This window comes from Xanthobacter sp. ZOL 2024, assembly GCF_052932325.1.
The window spans coordinates 87,555-100,409 of the sequence record NZ_JBRFIN010000001.1 but is presented as its reverse complement, the minus strand read 5'-3'; the positions used below and the strand labels follow the sequence as shown (position 1 = coordinate 100,409).

Genomic DNA, 12,855 nt, shown 5'->3' with positions numbered 1-12,855 from the left:
TATCCTGACAGTCCAGCCCCAATCTGAAATTTTTCCGCAGTGAAGATGAGGCTGATCATGCTGCCATCTCCTCTGCCTGGGGCTGCTGGGCGTGCATCCAGTCGGCTGCCTGCTGCGCCTTGCTCGCTGTGGTGAAGATGGCCTTAGGATCGTCCTTCAGGACCTTTAGCCACGAGGCGACATAGGCGGCGTGGTCGGGGCGCGGATGGTGGGCGACGCCAAGGTCAGCGAGGACGAGCCCGCTGAGAATTTCCACGCAGCATTCTTCGACGGCATAGGCGGCCGAACCGAAGCGCCCGGAAAGATCGCGGTCGAGCCTGTGCTTGGAGCCGCTGGCGTGCCCACATTCATGGAGCCACACCCCATAAAACGATGCGGCGTCGCGGAAGGAGGAGAACGGTGGCATGAACACGGTGTCGGCTGACGGGCGGTAGTAGGCTTCCGACCCACCGAACTCAGTCTTGACGCCCAGGTTCGCGATGAACGCTTCGGCATGGGCGAGACGTTCAGCCTCGGGCAGCATGGGCGTATCCGGGCGCTCGTAGCCGTCAACCTGCGCGATGTTGAAGACGGAAAATGCGCGGGCGAACATACGGCGATGGTCGTCATCGTCGTCTTCTTTGTCGGCCTGCCGGGAAGCCTGAATCTCCCGCCACAACACGACAGTGGTGGAACGCTCTCCCTCCCGCACCTGCGCACCGGCATCCTGCCATTGCTTGTAGGTGCCCCACAGGCCATCGCCATATCCGGCGGCAAAGCCCGCTGCCCAGAGGGCCAGCGTATTAATCCCGCGATAGCGCTTGCCAGAGGAGAGGTTGGTCGGGCGCGCGATGCTGGACCCGTTATGGAACCAGGGCGCACGCCATTCGCCGGCGCCTTGCTCGATCGCGGCGATGATCTCTGCGGTGACGCGGGAATAGACGTCGGCGCGCTGGACGGATGACGAGGTATTCCTCATTGTGGAATCTCCGTGGCCGGCGGCGCGAGCCTCTCTCGCCCCTTCAACCGACCGCCCGACTCCGGCAGTCCTCTTCCTCTCCTGCCGCCCGTTCGGGCGGCTGTTCCTGATTTTTTCTCTTGTCATGATTGTTGCTCCTTCTCCGCCGGGGCCTGTCCCGGCGTCGGAGCAGCGGATTGCGATGTCTCAGGCGCGGCCGCGCACTCGCAGAGCCGAAGCGCGAGCGGAGGACGGCGTCAGCCGTTGCGCGGATGCGTCGGGCATCGCGCGCTCCGAGCACGCCGGGCGGGCCACCGGCGAATGAGCACCCAGCTCCCCTCAGGAGCCGGGCGCGGATTGGTCCTTGTCGATGCTGTCGAGGACCGTCTTCGCCCGCTCGAGATCCTGCTGAAGGATGCGCCGTTGAAGCGTAGACAGCCGCTTCTCCTTCAACAGGTCTGCGGCTTCCTGGGCGGAACGTGCCCATACTGGCCGGTGCCTCGCGGTGATGCAGGCATTTGGACAAAGAGTCGGCTGGCAAAGCGCGGTCAGCGGGCCTTTGGCTCCGGTGGCCTGCTTCAAACAGGCGGCCGTACCGGGATCGAAGAAGCAATCGGCCAGCACGCCGACATGCAATGTTCGCGCGAGGCTCGCGAGCATGGTGCGCAGCCGGGCCCGATCGGCGATCATGGCCGGAAGCGGGCCTAGATCATCCGATATGCTGTCGAGCGTCTTTGCGATACGTGCCGCCGCAGGCCCCGACAGCTTGGCCCCGGCCTGTCGTTCGTCGAAATAGACCAACAGGTCATCGAGCTGGCCGAGACTCCGCTGGTTCTCGACTTCGGCCCGAAAGCCGGATCGGCTGGAGCCGGCATATCCCTCGAACGCCGCGACTGACGCATGCTTGTACTGGATCATGCCGGCGATGGTGCCGAACGGACGGTTGGCGATGTGCCACGCGATCGTGCGTCTGAACTGCCGCGTCGTGATGCGCCATGGCTGTCCACTTGGCCCGTCAGGGATCGCTGGCGCGTCAGACGTGCCGAACAGGTCGTTGAGGTGGTCCCGGAAGAGGTTGAGCTGGCGAACTACCTCAGCCGAGAGGTGATCCTTGCAGACCGATTTGGCCGCGAGCACTGGCCAGAGCGTCGTCAGCCCACGCGCTGATGTTGCCCGAAGGGATAAGCGTTCCAGAACATCGACAGCTTTAGCGACAGGTTCGATGGTGACCCACTCGGCAGGCTCACCTCGGGCGGACTTGCCCTTATAAGCGACGGATCGCACGCGATGGCGCATGATCATGCCGTCTTCGCTGCGCGCCAGCGAAAGACATCCATGCTGCATCGCCTGGACTTCGCAGTCCCGCATGCCGGTCAGATAGGCGCACAGGATGTAGGCCGCCGACTGCAGCATGCGCTCTTCCGCAGCGAGGGTCTTGGTGTCGAAGCGGGGTCGCCACGGCTTGCCGGTCTCAGGCAGAATGGCGATCGGCGTATCCATCCCTCCAGCTTCCACGCCGAGTTCGCGTAGAGCGGCATCGATGAGATCGGGCGCACCACTTGCGAGTTGAACATGCATTCGCTTCTCGGCGCGGGCGTCGATGCCGATATGCAGATGAAGCAGGTGGGCGTTGACAGGTGGCGACACGTCTCCTGTCTCGGGATGCCGGAGCAATATGCCGTTATGGGCGGTACCCCAGATTGGCACCCCGCGACCTTCATTGCGAAGCCGCCTGAAATAATCCTCAAGCCGCTTGCGCTGCTCGCGCCGTCGGCCATGACGGTCGAGGGGGCTGTCCTGCTCGACAAGCATGGCGCGATGCGCTTCGAGACGATCCATCTCCTCGCGGGCCGCGAAGATATCGGCAGCAAACTCGGTGACATATCGGATCGACCAGGCCAGCAGCGGCGATATGATCGCCTCAGGAATGCGCGGCGTCCGGTTCTCGGGAGCATGACGATAACCCGCGACGCGCGCAGGTGCGCGTCCTGCCCACGGTTGGAATGCCAGGCCGCCAGAGGGAAGATAGTCCCGCAACACATGGAGGTCGAATGGGATCTCCAGCAAGTGAGCGACGATGATCGGGCGACGGGCACGATCATCCCTGAGATGGCGGGCATATCGGTCCAGAAGGGACTGGTCGACCCGGTGTAGATCGACAACGCCAAGTTCATCGCGCACGAAATCGAAGAAGCGCCGCGCGCGGTTGAATATCTGCCGGACACTTCCGGGAGGAAGGATCTTGCGGTGACCTGGCAGGTCGACGTTGAGGCGGGCGTAGAGGAACTCGCGCAATGCGTCGCGGACACACGCGTCCTCGACCGACGTGAAATGCACGGTGACGTGACAGCGGCGGGCGTTCTCACGAAACACGGCCGGCCCAAGATCCCAGCTTGGATCGCCGTAGCGAGAGAGGGAATCCCGATCAAAGCCAGGCTTCAACGGAGCGGTTGCAAGAACCGGGCGCTGATCGAGTTGCAGGGAGTTGGAAGCTGCTGGCGACAATCCCTTCATTGCCGGGCCTCCGGTGGCAGATAGAGCGCATGCACTTCCGCCTCACGGCGGGCTGCGGCAACCATGCTCTCGGGAAATGCCGGCAGAACCTGCCCGGCAATGCGAGCATGGGCGCGGCCAAACTTCATGGCCCAGTCTGAGGCGGACAGACTGGCCCGTTGCTCCTCGATAAACTGCTGGAACGCTATGATCGCTGGCAGCTTACGCGCGGTGATGACCGCATTGCGGCACTCCAGACAGCCCCAGAACGGCTGCGGGCACGGCGTTCCCGGCGCCCCGAAGGGGCTACGGTCAAAACCGGAGCATGCCGCCAGCCAAACGTCCTGCTCGCCACGCAGGATACCGTCGCGTTCCTCATGCTCCTCAGGCGCTGCATCGCATTGCCGCCAGGACACTTCATCGGCAGGTGCCAGAATAATCGGGGTGGCCATTGCGGCAACTTCCGAAAACGTGTCGGCAATGGTGGCTTCGTGCAGCGGCCGCAGCGAGGGGATATCCGCGTAGTGGCGAGCGGCGATCTCCGGCGTATGCCCGATGGCGAAGCGGGTCATATGCCCCTCGGTCTTCAGATACCAAAGCGCCTTGTGGGTCTTGCGCAGCCTGGAGAGAACGAGACGAAGAGGTTCACCATTGTCATCGACGATGCCATGGCCTGCGGTCCATCGGTCGACGAGCTCATGTGGATGCTCGATACCCGCCCGGAGCTGCGTAGGCCCGGTATAGTAATAAAGCCAAAGGTTATCACTCGGGACAAACTGCCTGGTGAAGGCCGTGGCCTCGATCAGCTTACGGATCAGACCGCCCGGTGTTCCGATCCCGCCGTCACGAACGCGAATGCGTTTGTGCTCAGCGCCGCGGGCACGGCGCTTCACATAGGAGATCTCGATCGTGCCGGGTCCGGGGTTCTGAAGGCAGTTGATCGTCAAGGCTTTGCAGCACTCGATCTCAAGGCCGGTCTCCAGTGACAGGAAGGTCAGTAGAGGCGGAATATCCATTGCGCACAGATGGAAACGTGCGTGCAGATCCTCGGACAGGTTGGAAACCGGCAGACCGCGACGCAGCCTCATGAAATAGAGGCTCTTGAAGGCGCGATCCCCACTGCTGAGCCTGCCGGAGGCGATGATCCGGGCATTGGCCTCATCGGTCACTCTGCGAAGGTTGGGATAGTTGTCGTCTTCATCGAGCGGCTTCCCGATCCGCCGGAATATCCTGGCGATATCGCGGCGGGCAGCGTCCCGAAGTTGCCGCGCGACAAACGGGCTATAGGCATCCCGCGGTCGGGATCGTCCGGCCGATTGTGCGCTGGTGTAGCTCAACCGGTAACGGACCCCTTCAACCAGAAGGCCAGGTTGGTCGGCATCGATCGAGCGCAGAGCGAGGATGGCTTTGGCGAGAACGGTGTGCCGGTGGATCGGGGTCATCCCGCCAGCTTCGAGGAAATGCTCATACCCATCGAGATCGTCAGCACGCAGATCGGCGGGCGTCTTTGCCGTGGAGTGCTCACGCAGATATGCGAAAAACCGAAGGTACGCAGCGAGATGCTGCTTGATGGTGCTCCGCGCGCCGAGCGATCCGCCAAGCTCGGACTGCCGCCGGAGGGCACCTGCAAACGCGACAGCGATGGCTCGCGGACGCTCGCTGACAAGATCAACCTCGACGGTTCCGCCATAGCGCGCCTCGATGTTGAAGCGCAGACCGAGCACCGGATCGCCTGCGTGCGGGGGAACAGCGCCATCGGCGCGCGCAAAGCGCACCGCGGTTCCTTTGCGCGGACGCCCCCTCATAACGAGGCCTCCGAGGGGAGCAGCCCCAGGAGTTCCTCGACGGCCGCATCGACGGTATCGGCGCGCGTCGCAATGTGGTCGAGGTAAATATAGGTCGTTGTCAGGCTGGCATGGCCGAGAAGCCGTTGCACCTGCTGGAGAGGATCGCCAAGAACTTGCCGATATCCCTCCATCGGCCCGGCAGGCAAGGTAGCATCGCGGAGGCGGTGCTGGATAAGCATCGCCAGCATGTGAACGGCGAAGGTGTGGCGGAGCTGGTGCGGGCTGATGTTGATATCGAACCCGAAGGATCTGCACCGGCTGGAGGCACGGGCAAAAGCGACTTCCCAGGAGTTCGGCTGCACCGGCAAGCCGATCTCCGAAAGCCATAATATCGCCGGTTCGCTCGGTGTGCCGTCGCTGTCGCAGACAATGAACCGACCGCGTTCCTCCGGGTCGAGCAGGTCGAGTGCCACATCGCCGCCATCAATCAGCCGCAGCCGGGTAGCATGCTGATCCCGATGAACGAAGATCGGTCGGTCGATCGACCGCCACGCCGAGCGCTGCCGGAACTTCCCGACGGCATGAGCACGTTCGACATCGACATAGGCGCGCACCTGTTCGAGCAGTCGAGCGGGAACGAGGATCTGGCGACCGCGATCACCCTTGGTCTGTGCATCCGGCAGGTCCAGCCAGACCTGACGGCCCGAATGCTGATCGGCGAAAACGAGATCGGAGGCGAAGAGAGATGATGCTTCTTCCAGCCGAAGCCCTGTGGTTACGAGGAGATCGGCGAAGAGCGCATTGCGGATACCGTTGCGATCTCGGGCGCCGGGGCGTGTGCTGCCGTCAGGCAAAAGCGCCTTCAGGCCGACATCCCGAAAGCGCCGATAGTCTTCGAGCGTGACGAAACTGACGTCCGCTCGACGCGCGGCAGGTTCATAGGCATCGTTCCGCGCTGCCACCTGCGACCGGCGCCCGGTGTACCCCTGCCTCCAGACCGAGCGATGCGTGAAGGGGGCTTCCGCAATCAGTCCTTCCTGCACACCCCAGCGATATAGCCGATCGAGACAGGCAACGGCGCGATTCCAGGACGCAGCGGAAATGCGTTGTCCCGCGTCGGCGCGGCGGCGGACGCGATGATAGGCAAGGACATCATGCCGGTCGGCTTGCCATATCGTCTTGGCGCGGGCCTCCGAAAGAAAACGAGCCCAGACGAGAACATCGTAGCCATAGGCGCGAAGGGAATGACGGGAGCGAACGCCGTTGAGAGGAAGGTCGCGGAAAAAACGATCCAGATCAGGATCGTATAGCACCCCGTCCCGGAGGATCATCGGGACATGGGTATCAAGACCCTCCGCCGATCTGCGCTCCTGAATCGTAATGCTCGAAGCTGCGATTACACTGTCCACAAGTTGTTCAACCTTCCCCCGGACCCCCATCCGGGGAGTCCAGCATCAACGAAGGAGTTCAACTTGCCCGGCGCTATCCAGGCCGGCCTCCGCCAGCTATGTGGGAGCGCTGCGGCCGGCCTGGATAACGCCTCCGTCAGTCCTGTTGCATCGACTTCAGAATGACACTGGCAATCGGTGCAGACTGTCAAGATAAGGCGATCAGTTCTTCGCGGGCGCGTTCGCTCCGATCCTTCGCATAGCGGCTGAGGTCGCGGTTCACGCGATGCGATGCCGAAGTCCAGTGGGTTGCCTCATGGCTGAGGACAGCGACGTAGCTCGCCGCGTCCTGGAACGTCTGGAACGGCGGCATCTGGATATGATCGCTGCCCGGGGAATAGTAGGCGCAATCGCCGCCATGGCGAATGACAGCGCCGGTATTGGCGAAGAAGCGGTCAGCCTCTTCGATCCGCTCGATCGGATCGCGGACGGGCTTCGCTTTCTCGTAGTAGCGCTCCGGCAATCCGTCGATCTGCGCGACATTGAAGGCGGTATAGGCCTTCAGGAACGGGATCTCGCGCTCGATCTCGCCGCCATGGCCGTCCGCTTCCGCCTTGGTAAAGCGGCTGGCGAAGACGACCAGCGAGCCGGTCTCGCCTTTGCGCACCGCGCCGCCGAGCTCGATCGCCTGCTTGAAAGTCATCCAGACCGGCGAGACATAGCCCCGCGCCATGGCTTCCGACCACAGCAGCAGCACGTTCATGCCGGAGTACGGCAATCCATTGTGTCGCAGCGGCCGTGTCACCCGACCGATCGCGTTCCCCGAACGCCAGGGCTGCATCCAGGGCCTCACGCCCTTCTCCAGATCGGCGACGATCTTCTCCGTGATCCGCGCATAGATGTCGACACGCGGCTTTTCTTGTTTCCTGCTCATGCTCAAACCTCCGGTCAGGAGGTCGCGCCCATCGCTACCCCGTCACGGAGGTCCGCAGGCCGGGGCATCTCCGGTTCGCGCATCCGCAGGACCGGAACGAAGTGGAGGACGGCGAAGCCGTTGCGCGGGACGGCTGCCCCGGCAGGACCGCCAACCGGGACGGGGCCGCGAGCGCCGGCCGCCGGCCCTTTTCCTCTTCATCCTTCATGGCGCATGACAAAAGGCCGACCCCGCGAGGGGCCGGCCTGTGTGGAAATGGGCGGGACCGAAGTCAGTCCCTGGAGGCTCAGCCGAGAGCCGCCATCTGAAGCTCGGCCGCCTTTCGATCGAGGCTCTGGCCCGGATTGTCCACCGGGCGCTCGAAGGGCTTCCAGCGCTCCCCGACGATGTGCTCGTAGGCGGTGACGGCGCCCTCGGCCGCCATCCTGAGCGCATGGGCCTGAACGCCCATGTCGGCTGCGAACTCACGCTTGCGCTGGGCGCCGCTGTCAAAGCCGACCGGACCGTCGAGGTCTTCGTCGCGCAGGTCGTTCGCCGCTTTGGCGGTCGCATCGCGGGCTTCCGTCACGGCCTTGCTGTAGAACTGGCCGGCTCCGTGGGCCGAGCCGACATAGGCTCCGACGATGCGCTGCAGGTGGATCTGCATCGCCCGGTCGCCGAGCCCTTCCTTGAGGCCATCGGCGCTCTCGACGATCAGGCGCTCGTGCTGGTCGCGGATGCCGTCGCTGTCGAGGACGGGCAGGCCGAAGCTTTCGGCGATGAGGGTCATCTGCGTGCTGTCGGGGCAGGCGAGCCGGACCATTTCGAGGGTGGTGCCCTTGCGAAGCTGGACGACGCGGGCGGATGAGCGGGGAGACTGGGCGGCCTTGGCCATGATGTGATCCTTTCCGGTTTCGTATCCCGAGGCCTGGCCGGCGCTCGCCGGCGTCCCCTCGGGTGCGGTCGAAAGGAACCGGCGGCCGCCGGGCGCTTCAGGGTCCGGCCTGTGCCAGGCGAGCGGACCGGGTTTGCGGACCAGCAGGGCGTCAGCCCTCGCGCAGAACGCGGGCCCGGTCTGACGAGATCGGCACAGGCCGGCCGCCACGCGGCGCGGAACGCGGCCTTGAAGCGCACGGCAGACGGTTCAGACCGCAGCCAACCCGAGGAGATGCCGGTGAGCGCGTTTCAGGTGAACCGAGGCAACCGGAAAGGAGGCACCGGCCTCCCGCGACCATGCCCTGCTCTCCCTCCCTGTCGCCTGCCAGGCTCCACTTGAGAAACCAGGCCCGCAGTCCCTGAACAGCTCAGGCTGCACGACACAAGTCGAGGCCATGCCGGTCTCGAAAAGCAGCTATTGCCTCATCCTGCCGCGCCAGCTTGCGCGACAGGGCGTCGATCTCGTGCTGACGCTCGGCCGTGACCGCGGCAAGGTTCGACCGGTAGCGTTCGAGGAACGCTGCCGGATCGGGCGGCCGGCCACGATGAAAGGCTTTGCGCTTCGGCTGCAATTGCGGGATCAGCGCCGTCATGCGGCGCGTGATCTGGCGCTCGATCATGCTGAGCTGATGTTGCGTCTGGCGACGCGCCTCCTCCATGCGGAAGAGGCGGGTGCGGGGATCGAGCGCGGACATCACGAGGCCCTCTTGCCGTGGATGCCGGGAAAGCTCGACGCACCTTCACATTCGGCATGTCGCTCGGGATCGATGACAAAGCCGAAGCGGCCCATCCGGTATTCGGACGAAGGGATCAGGAAACGCCGACGCTCGACGTCATGTCCATGGCGGCCGCCCTGGGTGGCAATCACCTCGGTGAAGCCGGGATGCTGATCGGACAGGATTGCCGACTGCACCAGCCAGTCATCGGCATGTTCTGCGAGGAAGGCGCGCTCGTCCTTGGTGCGGGATTCACCCGGCTGAAGGACTATGCCGGTGATGGCCTCCCACTGGTCGGGCCAACTGTCCTTCATGGTGGATTCCGCGCAGCGCCGCTCGAAGCTGGTGAAGAGGTGCGGATAGGTGATCGCGACGATCGCCCAGCACTCATCTTCCTCGTACCAACCGCGATTGGCGCGCAGCGACGGATGAACCTTGCAGTTGCGCTCAGCCGACAGATGGAAGCCGCCATGGCCTGCCGTCGAGTGGCAGGTAATGCCCTCGGCATAGACGGTCACGCCCTGCGAGGATCCCCACGGCGTATAGGCTGTGGAGTGGATCTCGCGCCGACCGAGCGCCTTCCTTTCGCGCTGATGTTCTGCGTTTTCCAGCACCCTGGCGCGGAAGGCGGCTTCATCGGCGAGCGCGCCGGAATGACCGTAGAAATCACCGCGCTTCCACTCGGAGATCGGCCTGCCGATAAGCCAGGCCGTCACGAGGTAATGAGTGCCGTCGCGGCCCGACGCCATGGCAAAGGCGGTGTCGGCCACACGAGCGGCGAACATTCCATCGGCGGTGTGCCCGAACTCCACCTCCGGAAACCCGGAAGTGGAGACTGATGTTGCTGTGGTCGGGGAGTTCGCCATCACGCTGCCCTCCCCTCGACACTGTCTGCCGCGACTTCATCGGCCGACACGGTTTCCGTGACGGCGCGCGGATAGCCATGGCGGGATAGCCATTCCTCGGCCTGCTGCCGGCTCACCGCGAGATGCACGAGTTCGGCACCGTCGCCGGCGCGGTCGAATATCCGTACCGCGCCGATAGCAGGGCGCTCCAGCACCGTGAAGCGCAGGTTCGTATTGACCGAGAAGCTGCGATGCACACGAATGACGATCACGCCATTCGCGCCATGATCGCCCTCATGCAGGGTGAAGCTGGCAGGCATGGTAAACTGCCCGGTGACGCGCTCACCCTGCTTGGAGATCAGGCGACCGGTGCTGTTGTTGCCCTTCCACGCGGACAGCTTTACGCAATGACTGTCAATCGGCGTGGAAACCTGACCCCATATCGGCGCCGAATATTGACCCCGGGCTGGGGCATTGACCCCACTGTCGCGGAGCGTTGGTGTGGCGCAGCGGCAGTGGGGTCAATGGTCGATGCGGTCAGGCGCGGTTCTTGAAGCGCCAGCTCTCGTTTCCGGTCTCGACGATGTCGCAGTGGTGGGTGAGGCGATCGAGGAGCGCCGTGGTCATCTTGGGGTCGTTGAAGACGCTCGGCCACTCGCCGAAGGCGAGGTTCGTGGTGACGATGACCGAGGTCTGCTCGTAGAGCCGGCTGACGAGGTGGAACAGGAGCTGGCCGCCGGACTGAGCGAAGGGCAGGTAGCCGAGCTCGTCGAGGACGATGAAGTCCTTGCGGGAGAGATAATCGGCCATGCGGCCCTGGCGGCCGGATCGAGCCTCGGCTTCCAGCTTGTTGACGAGGTCGACCACGTTGAAGAAGCGGCCGCGGGCACCCGAGCGGATGCAGGCCCGGGCAATGGCGATGGCCAGATGGGTCTTGCCGGTTCCGGTGCCGCCGATCAGCACCACGTTGCGCTGGTGGGCGAGGAAGTTGCCGCCGGCGAGGTCGCGCACCAGAGTCTCGTTGATAGGGGTGTCGTCGAACACGAAGTCGTCGATGTCCTTGGCCAGGGGCAGCTTTGCGATGGTGATCTGGTACTTGATGGAGCGGGCCTGCTTCTCGGAGATCTCCGCTGACAAAAGGTCTCCGACGATGCGTTGCGGCTCGTGCTGGCGCTTGACGGCGGTGGCGATGATCTCGTCGTAGGCGGCCTTCATGCCATAGAGCTTGAGCTCGCCCATGGCCTCGAGGATCTGGGAACGCTCCATCATGGGGATCTCCTGAGCAGGTCGTATCGTGAGCAGTCGGCGCTCGGGGTGTGGCGGAGGCGCAAGGCGTCGGGCGTGATGATGGTGACGGGGGCTGCAGGCTCACGGCGCCGGGCGAGGATGTTGAGGATCACGTCGGCCGAGTGGACGCCCTGGTGCAGGGCTTCGGCGCACGCTGCATCGACCGCGGGCAGCCCGTCGCTCAGCACGCTGGTGAGGATGTCCACCATCTGCCGGTCGCCGTCGGTGGCACCGGCGAGCTTGCGCCGGACGCGATCGAGGCTGGTGGGCAGAACCCAGTCCTTGAACGGAGCGCCGTTCCTGAGGGCGCCGGGCTTGCGCGCCAGGACCGGCACATAGTGCCAGGGGTCGAAGATGGTCTGGTCCCGGCCGAAGCAGCGCGGGTGGGAGCCGACCGGCCGGCCGTCCTGGCGCAGCTCGATCCGCTCCGCATAGGCCCGGACCTCGACCGGGCGGCCCACGGCGCTGGCGCAGACCGAATACCGGTTGTTATCGAAGCGGACCAGGCAGGTCTTCGATACGGAAGCCGGGACGGCGTGGAAGCCGTCGAACCGCCCGGCATAGGGCACCAGGGCCGGGCGCTCGGCCTCGAACGCCTGCCAGATGGTCTCCTCCCGCCGCTCGGGGTGCGGATGGCCCTTGGCGTAGGCGATGCACTGGTCCAGCAGCCAGACGTTCAGCTCGTCGTAGCTCTTCACCCGGAGCCGGGGGGTGAAGAAGCGTTCCCGCACCAGCCCGACCTGGTTCTCCACCTGACCCTTCTCCCAGCCGGACGCCGGGGTGCAGGCAACGGGATCGACCAAGTAGTGGCTGCACATCTGCAGGAAGCGGCGATTATAAGCCCGCTCCTTGCCCACGAAGATCGCATCGACCGCGGTCTTCATGTTGTCGTAGATGCCGCGCGTGCAGCAGCCCTTGAAGAAGGCGAAGGCCCGATCGTGGGCGTCGAACACCATCTCCTGCGTCTCGCGCGGATAGGCCCGCACGAACAGCATCCGCGAATGGCACAGCCGCACATGGGCGACGCGCACCGACACCGTGGTGCCGTTGATCAGGACGATCTCGTGGCTCCAGTCGAACTGGTAGGCCTCGCCGGGCGCGAAGCTCAGGGGCACGTAGGCCGCAGCCGTCATCGTCGCCTGCGCCCGCCGCCAGCCCTTGGCATAGCGGCGTAGCGCATCGTAGCTGCCCTCATACCCCCGGCCGCGCAGCTCCTCGAAGATGCGGATCAGCGTCAGCCGCTCCCGCGTCGGCTTCCCTTCGTTGCCGGCGAGCAGCCCATCCAGGGCCTCCCGCCAGGGCCCGATCCGCGGCAGCGGCTGCACCTCCCGCTCGTAGCTGAAGGCCGTCGCTCCGGTCCGCAGCACCTTGCGCACCGTGTTCCGCGAGACGTGCAGCTCCCGCACGATCTCCTTGATCGACTTGCCGCGCACGAAATGCTCGCGCCGGATCCGCGCAATCGTATCCACGCCCTTCATCCCCAGCCCGCCCGTCGCAACAAAACGACGGACCATGAGCCAAGAGGGGGGTCAAAATTACACGCCGATCCCCCT

10 protein-coding genes and 1 pseudogene are annotated in these 12,855 nt (G+C 64.6%); all 11 read right to left on the bottom strand.

The window, feature by feature from the left end; all coding sequences use genetic code 11:
• Positions 1 to 55: 55 nt before the first annotated feature.
• Positions 56 to 958, bottom strand: a complete 903-nt coding sequence (locus ACU4E7_RS22950; protein WP_447018917.1) for an ArdC family protein — start codon at positions 956 to 958, stop codon at positions 56 to 58.
• Between the two features lie 318 nt (positions 959 to 1,276).
• On the bottom strand, positions 1,277 to 3,451 hold the full coding sequence (locus ACU4E7_RS22945; RefSeq protein WP_447018918.1) for an integrase: 2,175 nt from the start codon (positions 3,449 to 3,451) through the stop codon (positions 1,277 to 1,279).
• Positions 3,448 to 5,235, bottom strand: coding sequence for a hypothetical protein (locus tag ACU4E7_RS22940; RefSeq protein ID WP_447018919.1), 1,788 nt, complete (start codon positions 5,233 to 5,235; stop codon positions 3,448 to 3,450). The genes ACU4E7_RS22945 and ACU4E7_RS22940 overlap by 4 nt, the downstream gene beginning before the upstream one ends.
• Positions 5,232 to 6,656, bottom strand: a complete 1,425-nt coding sequence (locus ACU4E7_RS22935; protein ID WP_447018920.1) for a tyrosine-type recombinase/integrase — start codon at positions 6,654 to 6,656, stop codon at positions 5,232 to 5,234. Before ACU4E7_RS22935 ends, ACU4E7_RS22940 begins: the two co-directional genes overlap by 4 nt.
• A gap of 166 nt (positions 6,657 to 6,822) precedes the next feature.
• Positions 6,823 to 7,539: pseudogene (locus tag ACU4E7_RS22930) on the bottom strand (ArdC family protein); the annotation flags it as partial.
• 286 nt (positions 7,540 to 7,825) lie between these two features.
• Entirely contained in the window at positions 7,826 to 8,413 is a 588-nt protein-coding gene (locus ACU4E7_RS22925; RefSeq protein ID WP_447021730.1) for a hypothetical protein, read from the bottom strand.
• 409 nt (positions 8,414 to 8,822) lie between these two features.
• Positions 8,823 to 9,149: a hypothetical protein gene (locus ACU4E7_RS22920; protein ID WP_447021729.1), complete on the bottom strand. Its 327-nt coding sequence runs from the start codon at positions 9,147 to 9,149 to the stop codon at positions 8,823 to 8,825.
• The gene (locus ACU4E7_RS22915; RefSeq protein ID WP_447021728.1) at positions 9,149 to 10,036 is read right to left on the bottom strand and encodes a DUF7007 domain-containing protein; all 888 of its coding nucleotides are present in this window, start codon (positions 10,034 to 10,036) and stop codon (positions 9,149 to 9,151) included. Before ACU4E7_RS22915 ends, ACU4E7_RS22920 begins: the two co-directional genes overlap by 1 nt.
• Complete coding sequence (locus ACU4E7_RS22910; protein ID WP_447021774.1) at positions 10,036 to 10,458, bottom strand: hypothetical protein; 423 nt, start codon at positions 10,456 to 10,458, stop codon at positions 10,036 to 10,038. Before ACU4E7_RS22910 ends, ACU4E7_RS22915 begins: the two co-directional genes overlap by 1 nt.
• Positions 10,459 to 10,552: 94 nt before the next feature.
• Positions 10,553 to 11,281: an IS21-like element helper ATPase IstB gene (istB, locus tag ACU4E7_RS22905; RefSeq protein ID WP_447021773.1), complete on the bottom strand. Its 729-nt coding sequence runs from the start codon at positions 11,279 to 11,281 to the stop codon at positions 10,553 to 10,555.
• Positions 11,281 to 12,780, bottom strand: coding sequence for an IS21 family transposase (istA, locus tag ACU4E7_RS22900; RefSeq protein ID WP_447021727.1), 1,500 nt, complete (start codon positions 12,778 to 12,780; stop codon positions 11,281 to 11,283). Before istA ends, istB begins: the two co-directional genes overlap by 1 nt.
• Positions 12,781 to 12,855: the final 75 nt, after the last annotated feature.

What these genes read in the sequence shown, in the direction of transcription:
- ACU4E7_RS22950 (WP_447018917.1), bottom strand. Translation starts at nt 958, where the DNA reads ATGAGGAATACCTCGTCATCCGTCCAGCGCGCCGACGTCTATTCCCGC.
- ACU4E7_RS22945 (WP_447018918.1), bottom strand. Translation starts at nt 3,451, where the DNA reads ATGAAGGGATTGTCGCCAGCAGCTTCCAACTCCCTGCAACTCGATCAG.
- ACU4E7_RS22940 (WP_447018919.1), bottom strand. Translation starts at nt 5,235, where the DNA reads ATGAGGGGGCGTCCGCGCAAAGGAACCGCGGTGCGCTTTGCGCGCGCC.
- ACU4E7_RS22935 (WP_447018920.1), bottom strand. Translation starts at nt 6,656, where the DNA reads ATGGGGGTCCGGGGGAAGGTTGAACAACTTGTGGACAGTGTAATCGCA.
- ACU4E7_RS22925 (WP_447021730.1), bottom strand. Translation starts at nt 8,413, where the DNA reads ATGGCCAAGGCCGCCCAGTCTCCCCGCTCATCCGCCCGCGTCGTCCAG.
- ACU4E7_RS22920 (WP_447021729.1), bottom strand. Translation starts at nt 9,149, where the DNA reads ATGTCCGCGCTCGATCCCCGCACCCGCCTCTTCCGCATGGAGGAGGCG.
- ACU4E7_RS22915 (WP_447021728.1), bottom strand. Translation starts at nt 10,036, where the DNA reads ATGGCGAACTCCCCGACCACAGCAACATCAGTCTCCACTTCCGGGTTT.
- istB (WP_447021773.1), bottom strand. Translation starts at nt 11,281, where the DNA reads ATGGAGCGTTCCCAGATCCTCGAGGCCATGGGCGAGCTCAAGCTCTAT.
- istA (WP_447021727.1), bottom strand. Translation starts at nt 12,780, where the DNA reads ATGAAGGGCGTGGATACGATTGCGCGGATCCGGCGCGAGCATTTCGTG.